This window comes from Fictibacillus norfolkensis, from assembly GCF_014836645.1.
Lineage (GTDB): Bacteria > Bacillota > Bacilli > Bacillales > Fictibacillaceae > Fictibacillus > Fictibacillus norfolkensis.
The window spans coordinates 418,293-435,331 of sequence record NZ_JACSQM010000002.1 but is presented as its reverse complement, the minus strand read 5'-3'; the positions used below and the strand labels follow the sequence as shown (position 1 = coordinate 435,331).

The following is a 17,039-nucleotide window of genomic DNA, read 5'->3' as shown; positions in this document are numbered from 1 at the left end:
GTATGTTTCATTTTATAATAAATGTGTAAAATTACACTTTTATAAAAAGAGGTGAAGTAATGAAAGGAAAATATCTGTTAATTGGAATCTCATTATATGGGATCGCTTTTTATACGAGTACCTCTATCCATTCACTTCAACAGAAAACAGTCGTCATAGAAGATGCGGGAAAGCTTTTGCCCACAAGGATGAAAGAAGTCAAGAGCATGCAATCTACTGAGGAGCTTCAGAATTGGGTGAGAAAAGAAAAGACGATCTCAATTGCTGGGATGCAACATAGTCAGGGTGGGCATACAGTCTATCCAAATGGAACGCTGCTTGATATGAAAAGTTATAACGAGATCCTGGACTTCAACCCAAAAGAAAAAACGATAACGGTTCAAAGTGGTGTAACGTGGGCTGATATTCAGAAGAAGATTAATCCATACGGTCTATCCATTCAAGTTATGCAGTCACAAAATATATTTACTGTTGGTGGCGCCCTTAGTGTTAACGTTCACGGACGGGATATCAGATATGGTTCTCTGATCGATACTGTAGATTCTTTTCGCTTGTTAAAACCAGATGGAGAGATTATTTCTGTGAGTCGTGATGAGAACAGTGAATATTTTTCATATGTAATAGGCGGTTACGGTCTTTTTGGTGTCATACTCGATGTCACATTGCAATTGGCTGAGGATGAACTGTATGAACAACGCATATCCACAATGGATTACAAAGCATACGAAGAGCATTTTAAGAAGAGAGTTAAGAGCGATGAGAAGGTTAAGATGCACCTTGCTCGCTTATCTGTAGCACCTAAGACCTTTTTAAAAGAAATGTATGTAACGGACTATATATTAGCAGATAATCAAAAGAAGTTAACTAGATTCTCAACGTTAAATGAAGAAGAAAAAGTCGCACTTCCAAAGTTTATGTTAGGCATGTCTCGTTATAGTAATTGGGGAAAAGATGTATTTTGGGAGACTCAAAAGAAACACTTTCAAAATAGCAATGGCAGCTACCAATCAAGAAATAATGTAATGAGATCAGATAGTACGTTCATGGAATATGAAAACGCCAATCGAACAGAAGTACTGCAAGAATATTTTGTACCTGTTGATGAGTTTGCTTCTTATATTGACGATTTGAGAAAGGTGTTAGAAAAAGAGGATCTGAACCTATTAAATATTACGATTCGGTACGTCGGGCATGATGAGGATGCCGTGTTGTCTTATGCGAAGGATGATATGTTTGCTCTTGTGCTATTGATCAATCAAGGCCGTTCTGAAAAAGAGATAAGAAAAACAGAGAAAATCATTCAGAAGATGATTGACGTAACGCTAGATCACGATGGAAGCTATTACTTACCTTATTATTCATATCCGACAAAGAAACAACTAAAACAAGCATATCCCCGTATCGATGAGTTCTTTCAGAAAAAGCGGGAGCTCGATCCTGAAGAGCGGTTCAAAAATCTTTTTTATGAGGTGTATGCACAATGAATTATCGTACATTTGTAACAGCACAAAGCCTTTTAATGACAGCAAGCTCGATGGTCTTTCCCTTCTATCTGCTTCTCATTCGTAACATCGGTGACAGCTACTCGCAGTTCGGTTTAGCATACGGACTTTTTGCACTGACTGGCGCACTTGTTCATCCTATAATTGGCAGACTTTCAGATCAATTAGGTGACCGAACTTTCATTCTTTTACATACATGGGGTATGGCTGGAATCATGCTGATTATACCAATTATTGAAACAGTAACTGCTCTGTATCTCGTCCAAATTGTAATGGGTATTCTAGGTGCAATACAAAAAACTTCGGAGAAAACGGTTTTGGCTAGGCAGTCGAACAGCGTGCAGGCTGGGAAAAAGATAGGAAGCTATCACCTTTGGACAAGTGTATGGGGGGCGATCGCTGTTATGTTAACAGGGTATCTCATCGATTTCTTGACGATCGGAAGCTTGTTCTACATCGCATCAATTCTATACATGATCTCTGGCTTTCTCATTCTAAAGTCAGCAGCCATTCCACTTAGGATTCAACGAAAAAAGCCTGTACAGCTATAGCTGACGGGCTTTATGTGTACATTTGATAAAGAATCCAAGTGATGATCAAGCACTGGAGTGCAAGAACAACAATTCTTTTGGCTGAATGCTTCATGCCATTATTTAGTATTCTAGTAAACAATGTTTCAAACGTGATTACGATCAAGAATGTGTAAATAAAGCCTAGAAGAAGTTCTTCCATTTTTTCACCTACTATAATGATTCTGCAACTTTAACTAGATACTCATTCGTCGTCAAATCTTTTATGAGGGATTGTCGTCTTTTTTGCCTCTTCTCCAATACTTTTGAATGAAGTTTTTTACAATATCTTTTCCTGCTAATAACGCACCGAGCCAGAAGAAAACTTCTCCGCCGATAAATAATCCACTGACGATGGCTGTTTTAACGCCTGCACTAAACGATAAGAAAGGTATGACCGGTATTAGAATCCACAGAACGAACGAAAGTATAATAAAAGTTATCCCGATTTTCTTTTTCAATGCAATCTCCTCCGTAGCTAGTTAGACGTAATACGAAAGAAACGAGATAAAGTTCCCATCTCATTATTCTATCAATAATTTCTACTAATTAAAAATTATTGACTGGATGTGATTGCCAATAACCTCATAGTTGAAAATGTTTCCAAGTTTGGATAATGTTAAGAAAGAACTGGTGTAAAAGGGTGGGGTAATCTTGGAAAAAGAACTTGTATATCAGAGTAGAGATAAAGAGACTGAAGTGTTCGAGGATGAATTTGGAAGTATCACGCTAAAAGAGATTCCTTATGAAGCCGCCGTAATGGTGGCTCTAGAGAACGATTCTCTCATATTGATCAGCCAATATCGAGCTGCAGTTGATGAAGTTATCATTCAACTACCAGGTGGTGGAATGAACGAAAATGAAGATGCGATGGAAGCGGCAAAACGGGAACTGCTCGAAGAAACGGGCATCGTATGTGGAGAAACGGTTTTCTTAGGAAGTATCCAGCCTAGTGCATGTTTGAGTAATACGGTTACGCATGTTTATTTTACAAACGATATTGTAGAATACAGATCTCAAATGCTAGAGAAACAAGAAGCGACCATTCAAGCCTTTCACATTCCTGTAGATCGAGCATTTCGTAATCTAGAGCAGGGACTTTGGAAAGATAGTGAACTTGCACACGGATTATTATTGGCCAGGCTGAAAGGATGGATCTAGGATGAGTTGTTTAGGATGTGAACTAGCGAATAAAGTTTTACCCATACATACGGTTTATGAAGATGAGTGGGTGACATGTTTTCTAGATATTGATCCTTTTAACGAAGGACACACGTTAATACTTCCGAAAAGACATGTGAAGGAATTGACTGAGCTAACGAATGAAGAAACGAAGGCTGTGATGGATGCAGCAAAATTCATATCGAAGAAGCTAGAGAACAGTTTTAACCCTGATGGAATTACGATCAACCAAAATGGTGGAAAGTTTAGTGATCTTACTCACTTTCATATGCATGTGATTCCAAGATATGAAAACGATGGATTCACGTGGAGTGAATCTACGATCTTAGATAATGCTTCTGAACGTTTAGCAGAAACAGCAGATAAACTTCAAAGAGTGTAATGTTTTTAACTTTTATAAAGTTTGTGCCACAATGTGAAAAAGGAGGGATTCATTATGCCAAGCAGTATTCATGATCGTGCCGTTCTACATAATGGTGTTCAAATGCCATGGGTCGGGCTAGGAGTCTACAAAGCTGAAGATGGTGATGAAGTCATCCAGTCCATAAAGTGGGCGCTCGATGCAGGTTATCGAAGCATTGATACGGCAAGTTTATATGACAATGAAACGGGTGTCGGTCAGGCGATCGCTGAATCAAACGTCCCAAGAGAAGAAATTTTTATTACAACAAAAGTTTGGAACACTGACCAAGGCTACGAAAAAACCTTAGCAGCCTTTGATGCCAGTCTAGAAAGACTAGGGTTAGATTATGTGGATCTATACCTAATCCACTGGCCAGTGCCAGAAAAGTATAAAGAAACATGGAAAGCACTAGAGAAAATTTATAATGAGGGAAGAGCTAAAGCGATCGGTGTCAGCAACTTCAAACAGCATCATCTAGAAGATCTAATGAGAGAAGCAGAGATTAAACCAATGGTGAACCAAGTGGAATATCATCCTCGCTTGTCTCAGGAAAAACTGTTAGCGTTCTGTAAAGAGCAGGGTATCCAATTAGAAGCATGGAGACCTCTTTTAAAAGGAGAGATCTTTGAGGAACCAACTTTGGTAGAACTTGCTGATAAATACAAAAAATCAGTTGCTCAAATCATTTTACGGTGGGATCTTCAAAACGGTGTGGTTACGATACCTAAATCGGTAACGCAGCATAGGATCGAAGAAAATATCAAACTCTTTGACTTTGAATTATCAAATGAGGATATGAGGCGTATCTCTGCACTAAATCAAGACAAACGTAACGGTGCAGACCCCGATGATCTGGAGTTTTATCAACAGTTTAAATAAAATGAGTGAAAGTCTTCCTGTTGTTAGGAAGGCTTTTTTGTGTATTCGTACTTATAGGCCTTAAACAAATATTTATAGGCCTTCATAATAATTTATAGTCCCTAATGATGAATGTATGGTCCTTCGAAAAATTTTATAGGCCCTGAAAATCAGTTTATAGGCTTTTCGACAAATCCACCGTTAAATTCGCTCCCTTCTATATTTTATCGTGTTTTAAATCATTAGATTCGGGAAAAATGATAAACGTAATGTAATGAAAGGGAGTGTAACAATGACAAAACGAGTATTGATCGTCGTAACGAACCATCAAAACATTGGGAATAACAAGACGGGGCTCTGGTTAGAGGAGTTTGCGGTTCCTTTCAACGAATTTCGTGAAAAAGGATATGACATTACTGTAAAAAGTATCAAAGGTGGAGATGTTCCGCTTGATCCGAACAGCTTAGAAGGTGTGGATAAAGAAACGTATAAAGAAGCACTGGCACAGCTAGAAGGCACGACAGAATTAAGTGCTGATGACGCGGTGAGCTATGATGCGATCTATCTACCGGGCGGTCATGGTACCGTTTTTGATTTTCCGAAGAGCGAGGCATTAAAAGAAGTAGTAAGTCAGATGGCACAAACTAATAAAGTGATCGGAAGTGTCTGTCACGGACCTGCTGGGCTTACAACGGCAACGCTTAAAGACGGTACACCTATCGTAAAAGGAAAAACGGTTACAGCATTTACGGATGAAGAGGAAGAAGAGATGCAATTGACGAAAGAAGTACCGTTCTTACTCGAAACAAAGCTTCGCGAACTTGGAGCAGAGTTTCAACGAGCAGGAAAATGGGAAGATTTCGCCGTAACTGATGGCACACTTGTTACAGGACAGAATCCTCAATCAAGTAGAAGTGTAGCTCTTCGCATGATTGATGTGTTAGATAAACAATAAAAGATGATTGAAGCGATCAGCCTAGAGCTGATCGTTTTTTTTTGATTCATTATCAATGAACCATCTTTAAAAAGAATTAAAATCAACGCATAAGAATGAGTCTTAAGACCTACACCACACTAACAGCGCTAAAAATAACTGGAAAGAAATTAGGGATAATTTATCATTGACGATGATAATCATTATCAATTAAGGTTATACATGTAATCAGTAATGAGAATCATTTTCAATAAAGTGTCGGATCCCACTAGGAGGAATAAAACATGAGCATGTTACAAATAGAGATGAACGAAAAATACCTAAAACAACAAGAGAAAAGAGAATCAAATGCAAGGTCTTATCCACGCCGAATTCCCATTGCCATTGAAGAAGCAGAAGGAATCTATGTAAAAGATGCAGACGGGAAAACATACATCGATTGTCTGGCAGGAGCAGGAACACTTGCGCTTGGCCATAATCACCCGGTTGTCATAGAAGCAATTGAGAAAGTGCTTCATGACAAGCGCCCTTTACATACACTGGATTTAACAACGCCAGTAAAAGAGGAATTTGTAAGTGAAGTGTTTGATAGTTTACCAGAAGAGTTCGCCAAACGCGCTAAGATTCAATTTTGCGGACCGACTGGCGGAGACGCAATCGAAGCAGCGATCAAACTTGTAAAAACAGCAACTGGTAGAAGAAGCATCCTATCATTCCAAGGAGGCTATCACGGAGCTACACATGGAACGATGGCGCTCTCTGGTAACTTAGGACCGAAACAGAACGTACAAGGCTTGATGCCAGATGTACACTTTATGCCATATCCGTACGAATACCGCTGTCCGTTCGGAATCGGTGGAGAAGACACGTGGAAAATCAGCGCTAATTATATCGAGAATCTTTTATACGATCCAGAGAGTGGGATCCTTCCTCCAGCTGCGATGATCTTGGAAGTCGTTCAAGGAGAAGGAGGATCTATCCCGGCACCAGTAGAGTGGCTGCGCGAAATCCGCCGCATCACGAAAGAGCGCAACATTCCTTTAATCATTGACGAAGTACAAACAGGAATCGGACGTACAGGTGAACTATTTGCATTTCAACATGCTGGAATCGTGCCGGATGTAGTCGTTCTGTCCAAAGCGATCGGAGGAAGCTTGCCATTATCTGTTGTGATCTATGATCGTGAACTGGATAAATGGGGACCTGGTGCACATATTGGAACGTTCAGAGGAAATCAGATGGCGATGGCTGCAGGAACAGCGACGCTGCGTCATATTAAACAAAACAACTTATCACAGCATGCTGCTGAACTTGGTGAGAAGCTAATGCTTGAACTTTCTATCCTGCAAAATGAGATTCCTGAGATCGGTGATGTGCGAGGACGAGGATTGATGGTAGGTGCAGAAATAGTGAATCCGCGAATTCCAACAGGATTAAAAGGAACCTATGCTGCAAATCCTGAACTCGCTAGCCGCATTCAACGAGAATGCTTTAATAGGGGATTAATCTTAGAAGTAGGTGGAAGGCATGGAAGTGTTGTAAGGTTCTTGCCGCCACTTATCATCACAGAGAAACAACTGGACGAAGTAATCGCAATATTCACAGATGCGGTCAGAGCCGCACTAAAATAGAGGTGCTAGATGAACACAACTGATTTTGATCGCTTTTTCCTTAATGATAGTGAAGCAGGAATACAGAACTTTCAACAGATCATCCTTGAAACTGAAGCCCTGTTAAGTGGGTTTTATAAGGATAACTCTGATGCTTATACCGGCGTGTTTCCTGCTCAGATCGAGAAAGAAATAAACGAACTAACACTCACTTCAGAAGATGGAGAGGAACCTGGAAAGGTTTTAAACGATGTTTTGGAAAAGGTTGTGAGAAACAGCATACATGTCTCTCATCCGACGAGCATGGGCCACCTTCATTGTCCACCTCTTATCTCAGCCATCGCAGCTGAATTGATCATCGGTACACTCAATCAATCTATGGATTCGTGGGATCAAAGCTCAACAGCTACTTATTTAGAAGAGCGCTTAATCAAATGGGTAAGTAACAAGCTTGCCCTTCCTTCTTCAGCAGATGGGACATTTACGAGTGGTGGTACGCAATCGAACTATATGGGGCTGTTACTCGCTCGCGATTTTTTTTGTGATAAACGATGGAGTTGGAATGTAAAAGCTCAAGGATTGCCAGCAGAGTCGCATAAACTCCGTATTCTATGTTCAGAGGATGCTCACTTTACCGTGAAGAAGTCAGCTTTTCAATTAGGGCTAGGTGAACAGGCAGTCATAACGGTTGAAACGGATGAGCATAAAAAGATGAACCCAGCTAAATTAGTCCAAGAGATTCAGCGCTTGAAGAATGGCGGACTTATCCCGATGTGTATCGTTGCAACGGCGGGAACAACGGATTTTGGCAGTATCGATCCGATTTCAGAGATTGCAGAGATCGCTCAAAAGAATGGATTATGGCTTCATGTTGATGCAGCCTACGGTGGTGCGTTACTTCTGAGTAAAAAGCATTTTCATAAGTTAGCAGGAATCGAGCAGGCAGATTCTATTACGATCGATTTTCATAAGCAGTTTTATCAACCAATCAGCTGTGGTGCTTTCTTCGTAAAAGAAGAAACAAATTTTCACTATATCGCACATCATGCAGACTATTTGAATCCTGAGAACGATGAAGAAGATGGCCTTGTTCACCTAGTGAGCAAATCGGTTCAAACGACAAGGCGTTTTGATGCGTTGAAGCTCTTCATGTCATTACGCATCATTGGAGAAAAAAGCTTTGAAAACATGATTGATTATACGCTTCATCTTGCAAAACAGGCAGCTGGTGTAATGAATAAGCATCCTCAGATTGAAGTGTGTAATATCCATCCAGAGATCAATGCGATTGTTTTCCGTTATTCCGACGCCGCAACAGGTTCATTAAATGAAGTGAATACGTATATCTACAAAAAAATTCTTCATACAGGAACAGCTCTAGTCGCAAAAACAAAAGTGAAGGGTGACGTCTTTTTAAAGTTTACGTTACTAAATCCACGAACAACAATCGTGGATATTGAAGATATCCTTCATACCATTTCTCAATTTGCAGCAGAGTACGAAAACAGGGGGATCACCCAATGACAAATCACAAACAACAAGCAGAAAATGCAAGCATACAGAGTTTTTTTAACTGTTATCTTCGAGAAACACAAGCATTTGAAGAAGTTTACGAAGCGGTAAATCATTTGAATTGGAGTGGGGTGACACCGAACAGATGGATAAAGATCGAGCTAAAAAAGCAACGTTCTACGATCTATGCTGCTCTAAAGCATTGGTCTTTAACAGGCAGGCATCTGTACCATTTTCCTATTCTTTATGAAAACAATGAAAACGTGATACCACTCGATTATATTTCGCTTGTCTCTATTCTTTCAAAAGAATTGTTGCTAAAACAAGATCGTGAGGATGCAGAAGATGAATTGATGCTGCGGACGATACTCAGCAAAAAGAACATTGAACGTTACTTAGAAGCACGTGAAGGTGACTCCGTGAGTTTAGAGAGCAGTGAGTTTACATTCATTGAAGCAGAGCAGTCGCTTTTATTTGGACATCTGCTCCACCCTACACCAAAAAGCAAGCAAGGAATGAGTGATGAGCAGGAATCTCTCTATTCCCCAGAACTTAAGGGAACATTTCAGCTCCATTTCTTTCAAGCGGACAAGTCGATCATCAATCAGGATACGGCAGATGAAGTGACGGCGGAAGAGATTACTAGAGAGCTTCTGCAACGAGATGAGAAGTTCGCCAAACAGGTGGAATACGATGATGAGTCAGTTTTCATACCGGTTCATCCTTTACAAGTTCAAGTTCTATTGAATGATTCATTTGTTCAATCTTTAATCAAAGACGGCAAGTTGAGCTACATCGGTCCGTTCGGTGAGCGGTTCTCGGCAACATCTTCAATGCGTTCTGTTTACAGCCCGAATTTTAAATATATGTTCAAGTTCTCTGTACCTGTGAAAATTACTAACTCTCTGCGCGTTAACCTGGAAAAAGAACTGCATAGAGGGGTAGAAGTTTCTCGACTTCTGCAATCAAAAATCGGACAAGAGATGCAGGAGATCTACCCCTCGTTTCAGATTATTAAAGATCCGGCTTTCTTAAATATTCCAACGGATAAAGAGACTTCAGGCTTTGAAGTGGTGATCAGAGAGAATCCTTTTTACGAGAATGATAGAAATGCAAGTTTAGTAGCAGGCCTATGTCAGGACCACGGTTTTGGAGGAAACTCTAGAATCGCTTCAATCATTCATAACATCGCTCAAAGGGAGAACAGAACGACAGAAGAAGTCAGCAAAGATTGGTTTTTGCAATATTTATCAATCGCTCTTGATCCGATGCTGTGGCTGTATGAAAGATACGGTGTAGCACTTGAGGCACATCAGCAGAACTCGATCGTCCAAATGGAGAATGGCTATCCGAAGCGTTTTTATTACCGTGATAATCAAGGTTACTATTACAGCGAATCAAAAGCCGATCTGCTCGTTGAACAGCTTCCAAGCCTTAATCGTAAGAGTGTAACGATCTGCAGTGACGAGGTTGCGATCGAACGTTTTCGCTATTACTTTTTTATGAACCACTTATTCGGTTTGATCAACGGTTTTGGAGCGGCAGACCTAATCAATGAAGAAGAGCTAATGGACATGCTGCGTCATCGCTTGATGCATCATGACACGTTAACAGACAGAAAGTCAGGCTTGATCAGAAGCTTACTAGATGCGGAAGAACTTCCGTGTAAAGCGAACTTGCTTACTCGTTTTCATGATATGGATGAGCTTGTTGGTTCTCTGGAAACACAGTCTGTCTACACGAAGATCCCAAACCCATTACAAAAGGTGATGAAATCAGATGCAGCCAGAATTTAGTTTCTATGATCACACGGTCCAAAAGAAGTTATCGTATGTAAAAGTAGATTTGGAGCGGGATGTATCACTTCTCCATAAGTGGCAGCAGCAACCGTATGTGATTCCATACTGGAAACTGGATATTTCGTTTGAAGCATACAAAAAGCATTTGAGAACTTTCTTGGCAGATCAGCACCAAACGCTGTATATGGGCTTGATAGATGGAGTTCCAATGAGCTATTGGGAAGCATACTGGGTAAAAGGAGATGTGGTAGAGAAGAGTTATGATCCACATCCGAAAGACCAGGGGATTCATCTCTTGATCGGAGAAGAATCCTTTATTGGGAAGGGTTACGCACTTCCTTTATTGCGTGCCATCGTGCATTTTCAGTTTTTATCGAAAGGGACTGAAAAAGTAATCGCTGAACCTGATATTCGGAATGAGAAGATGATACATGTATTTGAAAAGTGCGGCTTTGAAAAAGTGAAGCCGATCGAATTACCTGATAAGACCGGTATGCTCATGTATTGCCATAGAGAAACGTTCGAGAGGAGATGGAGAGATGTCTTTCAAACAATCACAACAAAACGAAATATATGACATCATCGGTGTCGGCATCGGTCCATTCAACCTTGGACTAGCGGCGATGCTAGATGAAACAGAAGGTAAAAAAGCACTCTTTTTTGAAAAGAAAACAGAGTTCAACTGGCATAGTGGCATGCTGATCGATGGCACAACACTACAAGTACCATTCTTTGCGGATCTAGTAAGCATGGCAGACGTAAGAAGCAAATACACGTTTTTAAACTATCTGCAGAAACATAATAGATTGTACCACTTTTATTTCTTGGAGAACTTTCATATCCCGAGGAAAGAATACAACCATTATTGCCGTTGGGTAGCGAGTCAGCTAGACTCTTGCCGTTTTGGTATGGGAGTGGAGCACATTCAACCGGTTGAAGATGCGGAGAGTTCGGTATACGAAGTGATTGTAGAGTCTTTAGAAACCGGGGAAACAGAGACGTACTATACAAAGCATCTTGCTGTTGGCATCGGTACGATTCCATCTGTACCTTCTCATATGGAGAAGAAGCTTGGTGCAAAGGTCATCCACTCTTCACAATACTTAGATCGAAAAGAAGAGATTCTTAACGCAAATTCAGTTACAGTCGTCGGTTCTGGTCAGAGTGCAGCAGAAGTGTTTTATGATCTAGCACAGCATCAGGATAATGACTCTTATTCTTTAAACTGGTTTACGCGATCAAAAGGATTTTTCCCGATGGAATATTCGAAGCTTGGACTTGAGTATTTTTCACCCGATTATACGAATTTCTTTTATAATCTCCCTTCTTCGAAGAAGGATGAACTTTTGAAAAAGCAAGACCTTCTTTACAAAGGGATCAGCATGGACACGATCGCTGATATCTACAATCTACTTTATGAAAAATCAGTTGGACAACATAAACCTGATATCCATCTGCAGGCGATGACCGAACTTGTTCATCTTGAAAAGTGTGAAGATACTCACTTGCTTACACTTCGTCAGAACGTTACAGGGGAAGTGTTTGAAATGAAATCTGATGTTATCGTGTTAGGGACAGGCTATGCTCCATCATTCCCGCATTTCTTAATAAAGATGCAGGAGCGGATTCAGTGGGATTCTAAAAACCGCTATCAAATTACTAGCGATTATCGACTGGAGACAAAGGGACTTCAAAATAACCATATCTTTATTCAAAATGGTGAGCTTCATACTCACGGTGTAGGTGCTCCAGACCTTGGCCTTGGCGCACATAGAAACGCAGTGATTATCAATACGCTATTTGAGAAGGAAATGTATCCTGTTACTACAAAAAATGTGTTTCAGAATTTTGGAACGGAACCTTCATGGAAACCAGCAACCGTTCGTTAAACCTTTTTTTATTGAGCTGTGTCTTTCTATTCGTATGCACAGAAGTATTGATATCGCCTTTTTATCCTCAATTTTTTAAAAAGGTGTATGGCATAAATGATCCGGACCTGACAGGGTTCTACATTATGACGTGCAGACTCGTCGTTGTGGTCTTTACTCCCATCTGGGGATTGATCGCCCACAAAAGAAATAACAGCTCTACATTATTAATCATTGGACAATGGGGAACAGGAATTTCTTGCTTTCTGATGGCGAGCTCACCAAGCTTTGAAATGTTTGTAGCAGCAAGTGTACTTCTATTGATTTTTAAGAGCAGCTATTTTCTGTTGTATACCATTCTAATCTCTGAGAATCGAAATTCTACAACAGGAACAGCAGCCAGCTATCATGCCGTATTGCAAGGTGCGATTGTTACAGCTACGATTTTGTCTGGATGGGTTATAGAAATGGATCATCCTTTATTGATCTTTTGGATTGTTGGAATCATTGAATGTTTAATGGCATTCTTCAGCGTACATTTCTTAAGAAAAGTAAGCAAAAACAAAATAGTAGACCCAGAATTAGAACAAATAAATCATCGTAGCTTAGTAACTCAATTCTTGTTTTTTGGAATCATCGTTTTAACACTTCATCTTGCAGTAAATATGATCCGGCCGTTTTTTACAACATACACGGAAAATGTGTACAGCACGCATACGATTATGAGCAGTTCGTTGTATTTGATTCCGAGTCTGATGGCGATCGTCACATTGCCGCTCATCCGAAAATACAGTGAACGGTTAGGATTTTACGGCTATGTGGGTGGGGCAAGCATGATCATTGTTGGTTTGTTTCTCCAAGGAATCGAAACGAGTATCGCAGGACTCATCTTGTTCCGCTTTATGTTCGGTATAGGGGCAGCTTGGTGTCTTGCGAGAATAGACGTATTTATCTTTAAGTGGAGTGGAAATATGCATGGAGACTATAGCAAGATCTCTGCGATTCAAAATGTAGGGTTGCTGCTAGCTCCAGTCGCGGCATCCTCCATCGTTAACACCCGTTCAATTTCAGACGTATTTACTTATGCTAGTTTGTTCGTCGTTCTACACTTATTCATTTTCTTATGGGGAACGTACTCGAGAGAAAGAAACAAAGGAAAATTGCATATACATAAGGAGGAAGAAGATGCTTTATATAAATGAAACAGAGTCCATGTTAAAAAAAGATACATGGGAAAAAGTGAATAAAAATTTGTTAGCGAAGATGCTTGCAGAATATATGTATGAAGAGATGATTTTCCCAGAGCAAGAAGATGAGGGATATGTTTTTACAGTGAATGAAGAACGCAAATATCGTTTTACTGCTCAAAAACGTTTATTTGAAAGCTTCGATGTAGATCCGGGATCAATCGAAGTTCTTGAGAATGGTGAATGGAAATCTGCAATCAATGCGATTCGCTTTTTGATGGATATTCAGCCCATGATCGGCATGTCCTCAGAAACAGCAGGTCACCTTATTAAAGAACTGAATCATACGCTTATTGCTGATGCAAACCTACTAAACAATCATGAAAAAACATCTGATGAATTGGTAGATCTTGATTATGCCGAGTTAGAGGGAGAGATGTCAGGTCATCCATGGATCACGTATAACAAAGGTCGTATCGGTTTTGGCTTTCATGACTATAACAAATACGCTCCTGAGAATCAGAACGAAACAAAGCTGTTCTGGATTGCCGTTCATCGCGATCGTGCTCAGTTTCAATCAGTACACGAACTTCACTATGAAAAACTTTTAATGAGAGAACTAGATGGTGTTCTTGTTCAGCGCTTTAATGAGATTTTACGAGAGAAGGGGAAATTACCGCTAGATTATTATTTTATGCCGGTACATGAATGGCAGTGGAATAACGTATTGATTCAAAATTTTCCTGAGGATCTAGCTACAGGCATGATCGTCCCTTTAGAAGAAGGAACAGATCATTACTTGCCTCAACAATCTGTTCGAACGTTTGTTAATGTGACAAACCCGTTGAAGTCTCACGTTAAGCTTCCGATGAGTATTCTAAATACACTCGTGTATCGAGGACTTCCGTCAGAACGCACACTCATCGCACCACGCGTTACAGAGCACATCAAAGGAATTTTTGAAGGTGACAGTTTCTTACGTGACGAATGTGAAGTCGTCCTTCCGGGAGAGATAGCGAGTATTAATGTAGATCACCCTCACTATAGCAAGCTGAAGGGAGCACCATATCAATACCTAGAGATGCTAGGAACAATCTGGCGCGAAAGCATCTACACGTATTTAAAAGACGGTGAACAACCCATCACACTTGCTGCACTTCATCATGTTGATGGAAACGGAAAGCCTTATGTACAAAGTCTGATTGAAAAGTCTGGGTTAAGTGCTGACGAGTGGATGAAGAAGTTCTTCGGTGTTGTGATGCCACCGCTGCTTCATTTTCTTTATCAATATGGAACTGTTTTTTCACCGCATGGTCAGAACACGATTTTAATTTTGAAAGACTATCAGCCTGAAAGACTAGCGGTTAAAGATTACGTAGATGACGTGAACATCTCGGATCAGCCTTTCAAAGAGCTAGAGGGTGTAACAGAAGAACTGCGCGCTGTATTACGCAGTGAACCACCTGAAGGATTAACGCAATTTATTTTTACAGGACTCTTTATCTGTCATCTTCGTTATTTGTCAAATGTAATGGTGCGTAACGATTTATTAGAAGAAAAAGCGTTCTGGTCACATTTGGTAGACAGTATTGAAGCGTATCAAGCGAGATTCTCACATTTAGAAGAGCGGTTCAAGCTGTTTGATTTCTTTAAACCAGAGCTTACAAAGCTATGTCTAAATCGAAATAGAATGGTAGATTACGGTTATGGAGATGGAGATGACCGTCCACATGCTTCTGAGTTTGGAAAAGTACGAAACGCACTTTATGAAATTCGCCAAAATAAAGAGATGGCTGTTCAATAACTATAAAATGAGGACTTCCTATTGACCAAGGAAGTCCTTTTTTGCGTCCTTTTTGGTGGTGAATTGCGATTTATCCGTGAAAAGAGGCATCGTTCAGGTGGTGAGTTCACAGTTACAGGTGGTTACGGTGCGAATACAGGTGGAAAGAGACGATTTACCAGTGAACGTGTAACAGAAATAAAAACACGTACCGTAAAAGAACGGCGTTAAATCTGAAACTTCTATTTTTTCGCTTTCGTATGTAATATTATGGTAAGTGGGTGGCAGGAGGGATGAAGTTATGGAGGGTTTTGAAGAACCAGGATTTGGCGGCAGCGGAGATCTGATGTTTGATATCGTTCCCATTTTTATCGGTGCTGTCTTTGTAATCGTTATTAGTGTTTTTGTAATTGTCATCGTGAAAGGAATCAGTCAGTGGAACAGCAATAACAAGCAGCCTATGCTATCCGTCGCGGCAGAAGTGGTTACGAAAAGAAGTGAAGTAAGCGGTGGTTCTAATGATACGTCTGCTTCCACATGGTACTATGTCACATTTGAAGTAGAGAGCGGGGACCGAATGGAGTTTCACGTTAAGGCACAAGAATACGGCACATTAGTTGAAGGTGATAGAGGAACACTCACCTTTCAAGGCACACGTTATTTAGGTTTCGAACGGAATAGGCAATCCCAATCTCTATAAGCTGAGGGTACAAACATATGAGAAAATTAAATCAAAGTGATCATGAAAACATAATGAAACTTCTGAGCAAAAAGCCAGCAGAGAACCTGTTTACGTTGTGGGGAATAGAAGCATATGGGTACGAAGCAGATATTCAAACCCTATGGGGTCAGTTCGATTCCGATGGTGAGTTGAACGCTGTGCTGTGTAAATTTAAGAACAAATATACACCGTATTGGGAAACAGGTTGTAATGTGCAGGTAATTGCGGACATAATCAATGCCAATACAAATGAGAAACAAGTTAATGGAATAGAACGTTTAACGAAAGAGATAGGACCACTGATTACAGACGGTTATTCAAAACGCGAAAGTTATTATTATGCAAAATGTGACCCCACACCAAATCATAACCATTCTGATTCAGTCAGATGTTTAAGCAAAGAAGAAATTCCTCAGCTCATCTCTTTTTATCAAGAAGTTCCTGAATTTAAGAGGGAGTATAATCCGGAATCTTTTATTGATCAGATGAATAATGGATGGTCTAGGATATTCGTGATTGAAGAAGATAACAAGTTGATTTCGTCAGCATCTACCGTTTGTGAGACATCTGTAGCCGCTATGGTATCAGGTGTCTGTACCCTGCCCGCAAAAAAGGGAAAAGGATTGGCAAGCATCTGTATAGAACACTTGATGTATAACCTTTTTCAAGAAAATAAGACATTGACATTATTTTATGACAACCCAGAAGCTGGTCGTATCTATAAAAGGTTAGGCTTTAAAGACATCGAAAAATGGACGATCAATTCATGTGAAGAAAGGAAAAATCATCATGACAACTAGCCTTGAAAGCTACCAAAAAAGTGTATTGAACGCATTTCTAAACAGAGACGGGCGCTTAAAGAACATCCCTTCTCAAAAGAAGAAGAAATTAGTCGTGTTAGAATATTTAGTTCAAAAGTTGAACGACAATCAGTCCTATACGGAACGAGAGATCAATGAATTTATAAAGACGTATCATGAAGATTTTTGTACCATTTGCAGAGAATTTATAGTGAACGGATACATGGACCGAGATGCCGGAAATTATATAAAAAGAGATGAAGCGGTTTGGACAAAATGGCAAGAACTTCAGTAACAGTTAGAAAGAAGTG

Annotated in this window: 19 protein-coding genes; 17 read left to right on the top strand and 2 right to left on the bottom strand. The window is 40.1% G+C overall.

Translation table 11 applies throughout. The features are described from left to right. The first annotated feature begins 59 nt into the window (after nt 1-59). Nucleotides 60-1,484, top strand: a complete 1,425-nt coding sequence (locus H9648_RS06615; protein WP_191753091.1) for an FAD-binding oxidoreductase — start codon at nt 60-62, stop codon at nt 1,482-1,484. Continuing rightward, nucleotides 1,481-2,053 (top strand): MFS transporter, encoded by a 573-nt coding sequence (locus H9648_RS06610; protein ID WP_191753090.1) that lies wholly within the window; start codon nt 1,481-1,483, stop codon nt 2,051-2,053. The genes H9648_RS06615 and H9648_RS06610 overlap by 4 nt, the downstream gene beginning before the upstream one ends. A 10-nt stretch (nt 2,054-2,063) precedes the next feature. On the opposite strand, the gene H9648_RS06605 is transcribed toward H9648_RS06610, so the two are convergent. Together H9648_RS06605 and H9648_RS06600 are read right to left on the bottom strand one after the other, a co-directional pair. Next, nucleotides 2,064-2,234, bottom strand: coding sequence for a hypothetical protein (locus tag H9648_RS06605; protein WP_191753089.1), 171 nt, complete (start codon nt 2,232-2,234; stop codon nt 2,064-2,066). Nucleotides 2,235-2,295: 61 nt separating this feature from the next. After that, entirely contained in the window at nt 2,296-2,532 is a 237-nt protein-coding gene (locus H9648_RS06600; RefSeq protein ID WP_191753088.1) for a transporter suffix domain-containing protein, read from the bottom strand. A gap of 193 nt (nt 2,533-2,725) precedes the next feature. On the opposite strand from H9648_RS06600, the gene H9648_RS06595 reads away from it, so the two are divergent. From H9648_RS06595 to H9648_RS06525, 15 genes are all read left to right on the top strand, one after another. Then, a complete protein-coding gene (locus H9648_RS06595) occupies nt 2,726-3,232 on the top strand; it encodes an NUDIX hydrolase (protein ID WP_191753087.1) in 507 nt (168 codons plus the stop codon). A gap of 1 nt (nt 3,233) precedes the next feature. Next, nucleotides 3,234-3,635: an HIT family protein gene (locus H9648_RS06590; RefSeq protein ID WP_191753086.1), complete on the top strand. Its 402-nt coding sequence runs from the start codon at nt 3,234-3,236 to the stop codon at nt 3,633-3,635. Between the two features lie 54 nt (nt 3,636-3,689). Next, a complete protein-coding gene (locus tag H9648_RS06585; protein WP_191753085.1) occupies nt 3,690-4,535 on the top strand; it encodes an aldo/keto reductase in 846 nt (281 codons plus the stop codon). Between the two features lie 271 nt (nt 4,536-4,806). Beyond that, on the top strand, nt 4,807-5,469 hold the full coding sequence (locus H9648_RS06580; protein WP_191753084.1) for a type 1 glutamine amidotransferase domain-containing protein: 663 nt from the start codon (nt 4,807-4,809) through the stop codon (nt 5,467-5,469). Nucleotides 5,470-5,732: 263 nt separating this feature from the next. Then, nucleotides 5,733-7,079: an aspartate aminotransferase family protein gene (locus H9648_RS06575; protein ID WP_191753083.1), complete on the top strand. Its 1,347-nt coding sequence runs from the start codon at nt 5,733-5,735 to the stop codon at nt 7,077-7,079. Between the two features lie 9 nt (nt 7,080-7,088). Further along, complete coding sequence (locus H9648_RS06570; RefSeq protein ID WP_191753082.1) at nt 7,089-8,582, top strand: pyridoxal phosphate-dependent decarboxylase family protein; 1,494 nt, start codon at nt 7,089-7,091, stop codon at nt 8,580-8,582. Continuing rightward, nucleotides 8,579-10,366: an IucA/IucC family protein gene (locus H9648_RS06565; RefSeq protein ID WP_191753081.1), complete on the top strand. Its 1,788-nt coding sequence runs from the start codon at nt 8,579-8,581 to the stop codon at nt 10,364-10,366. The genes H9648_RS06570 and H9648_RS06565 overlap by 4 nt, the downstream gene beginning before the upstream one ends. Further along, nucleotides 10,350-10,946 (top strand): GNAT family N-acetyltransferase, encoded by a 597-nt coding sequence (locus H9648_RS06560; RefSeq protein WP_191753080.1) that lies wholly within the window; start codon nt 10,350-10,352, stop codon nt 10,944-10,946. The genes H9648_RS06565 and H9648_RS06560 overlap by 17 nt, the downstream gene beginning before the upstream one ends. Then, nucleotides 10,909-12,258 carry a lysine N(6)-hydroxylase/L-ornithine N(5)-oxygenase family protein gene (locus tag H9648_RS06555; protein WP_191753079.1) on the top strand — a complete coding sequence of 450 codons (1,350 nt, stop codon included), beginning with the start codon at nt 10,909-10,911 and terminating at the stop codon, nt 12,256-12,258. The genes H9648_RS06560 and H9648_RS06555 overlap by 38 nt, the downstream gene beginning before the upstream one ends. Beyond that, nucleotides 12,234-13,439: an MFS transporter gene (locus H9648_RS06550; protein ID WP_191753078.1), complete on the top strand. Its 1,206-nt coding sequence runs from the start codon at nt 12,234-12,236 to the stop codon at nt 13,437-13,439. Before H9648_RS06555 ends, H9648_RS06550 begins: the two co-directional genes overlap by 25 nt. After that, a complete protein-coding gene (locus tag H9648_RS06545) occupies nt 13,423-15,228 on the top strand; it encodes an IucA/IucC family protein (protein ID WP_191753077.1) in 1,806 nt (601 codons plus the stop codon). Before H9648_RS06550 ends, H9648_RS06545 begins: the two co-directional genes overlap by 17 nt. Nucleotides 15,229-15,249: 21 nt before the next feature. Then, a complete protein-coding gene (locus H9648_RS06540) occupies nt 15,250-15,438 on the top strand; it encodes a hypothetical protein (protein WP_191753076.1) in 189 nt (62 codons plus the stop codon). 70 nt (nt 15,439-15,508) lie between these two features. Continuing rightward, entirely contained in the window at nt 15,509-15,907 is a 399-nt protein-coding gene (locus tag H9648_RS06535; RefSeq protein WP_191753075.1) for a DUF2500 domain-containing protein, read from the top strand. Between the two features lie 17 nt (nt 15,908-15,924). Beyond that, entirely contained in the window at nt 15,925-16,728 is an 804-nt protein-coding gene (locus H9648_RS06530) for a GNAT family N-acetyltransferase (protein ID WP_191753074.1), read from the top strand. Then, nucleotides 16,718-17,023, top strand: a complete 306-nt coding sequence (locus tag H9648_RS06525) for a DUF2087 domain-containing protein (RefSeq protein ID WP_191753073.1) — start codon at nt 16,718-16,720, stop codon at nt 17,021-17,023. The genes H9648_RS06530 and H9648_RS06525 overlap by 11 nt, the downstream gene beginning before the upstream one ends. The last annotated feature ends 16 nt before the right edge of the window (nt 17,024-17,039 follow it).

What these genes read in the sequence shown, in the direction of transcription:
- H9648_RS06615 (WP_191753091.1), top strand. Translation starts at nt 60, where the DNA reads ATGAAAGGAAAATATCTGTTAATTGGAATCTCATTATATGGGATCGCT.
- H9648_RS06535 (WP_191753075.1), top strand. Translation starts at nt 15,509, where the DNA reads ATGGAGGGTTTTGAAGAACCAGGATTTGGCGGCAGCGGAGATCTGATG.
- H9648_RS06525 (WP_191753073.1), top strand. Translation starts at nt 16,718, where the DNA reads ATGACAACTAGCCTTGAAAGCTACCAAAAAAGTGTATTGAACGCATTT.
- H9648_RS06585 (WP_191753085.1), top strand. Translation starts at nt 3,690, where the DNA reads ATGCCAAGCAGTATTCATGATCGTGCCGTTCTACATAATGGTGTTCAA.
- H9648_RS06580 (WP_191753084.1), top strand. Translation starts at nt 4,807, where the DNA reads ATGACAAAACGAGTATTGATCGTCGTAACGAACCATCAAAACATTGGG.
- H9648_RS06565 (WP_191753081.1), top strand. Translation starts at nt 8,579, where the DNA reads ATGACAAATCACAAACAACAAGCAGAAAATGCAAGCATACAGAGTTTT.
- H9648_RS06605 (WP_191753089.1), bottom strand. Translation starts at nt 2,234, where the DNA reads ATGGAAGAACTTCTTCTAGGCTTTATTTACACATTCTTGATCGTAATC.
- H9648_RS06575 (WP_191753083.1), top strand. Translation starts at nt 5,733, where the DNA reads ATGAGCATGTTACAAATAGAGATGAACGAAAAATACCTAAAACAACAA.
- H9648_RS06560 (WP_191753080.1), top strand. Translation starts at nt 10,350, where the DNA reads ATGCAGCCAGAATTTAGTTTCTATGATCACACGGTCCAAAAGAAGTTA.
- H9648_RS06530 (WP_191753074.1), top strand. Translation starts at nt 15,925, where the DNA reads ATGAGAAAATTAAATCAAAGTGATCATGAAAACATAATGAAACTTCTG.
- H9648_RS06545 (WP_191753077.1), top strand. Translation starts at nt 13,423, where the DNA reads ATGCTTTATATAAATGAAACAGAGTCCATGTTAAAAAAAGATACATGG.
- H9648_RS06570 (WP_191753082.1), top strand. Translation starts at nt 7,089, where the DNA reads ATGAACACAACTGATTTTGATCGCTTTTTCCTTAATGATAGTGAAGCA.
- H9648_RS06555 (WP_191753079.1), top strand. Translation starts at nt 10,909, where the DNA reads ATGTCTTTCAAACAATCACAACAAAACGAAATATATGACATCATCGGT.
- H9648_RS06590 (WP_191753086.1), top strand. Translation starts at nt 3,234, where the DNA reads ATGAGTTGTTTAGGATGTGAACTAGCGAATAAAGTTTTACCCATACAT.
- H9648_RS06550 (WP_191753078.1), top strand. Translation starts at nt 12,234, where the DNA reads ATGGAAACCAGCAACCGTTCGTTAAACCTTTTTTTATTGAGCTGTGTC.
- H9648_RS06610 (WP_191753090.1), top strand. Translation starts at nt 1,481, where the DNA reads ATGAATTATCGTACATTTGTAACAGCACAAAGCCTTTTAATGACAGCA.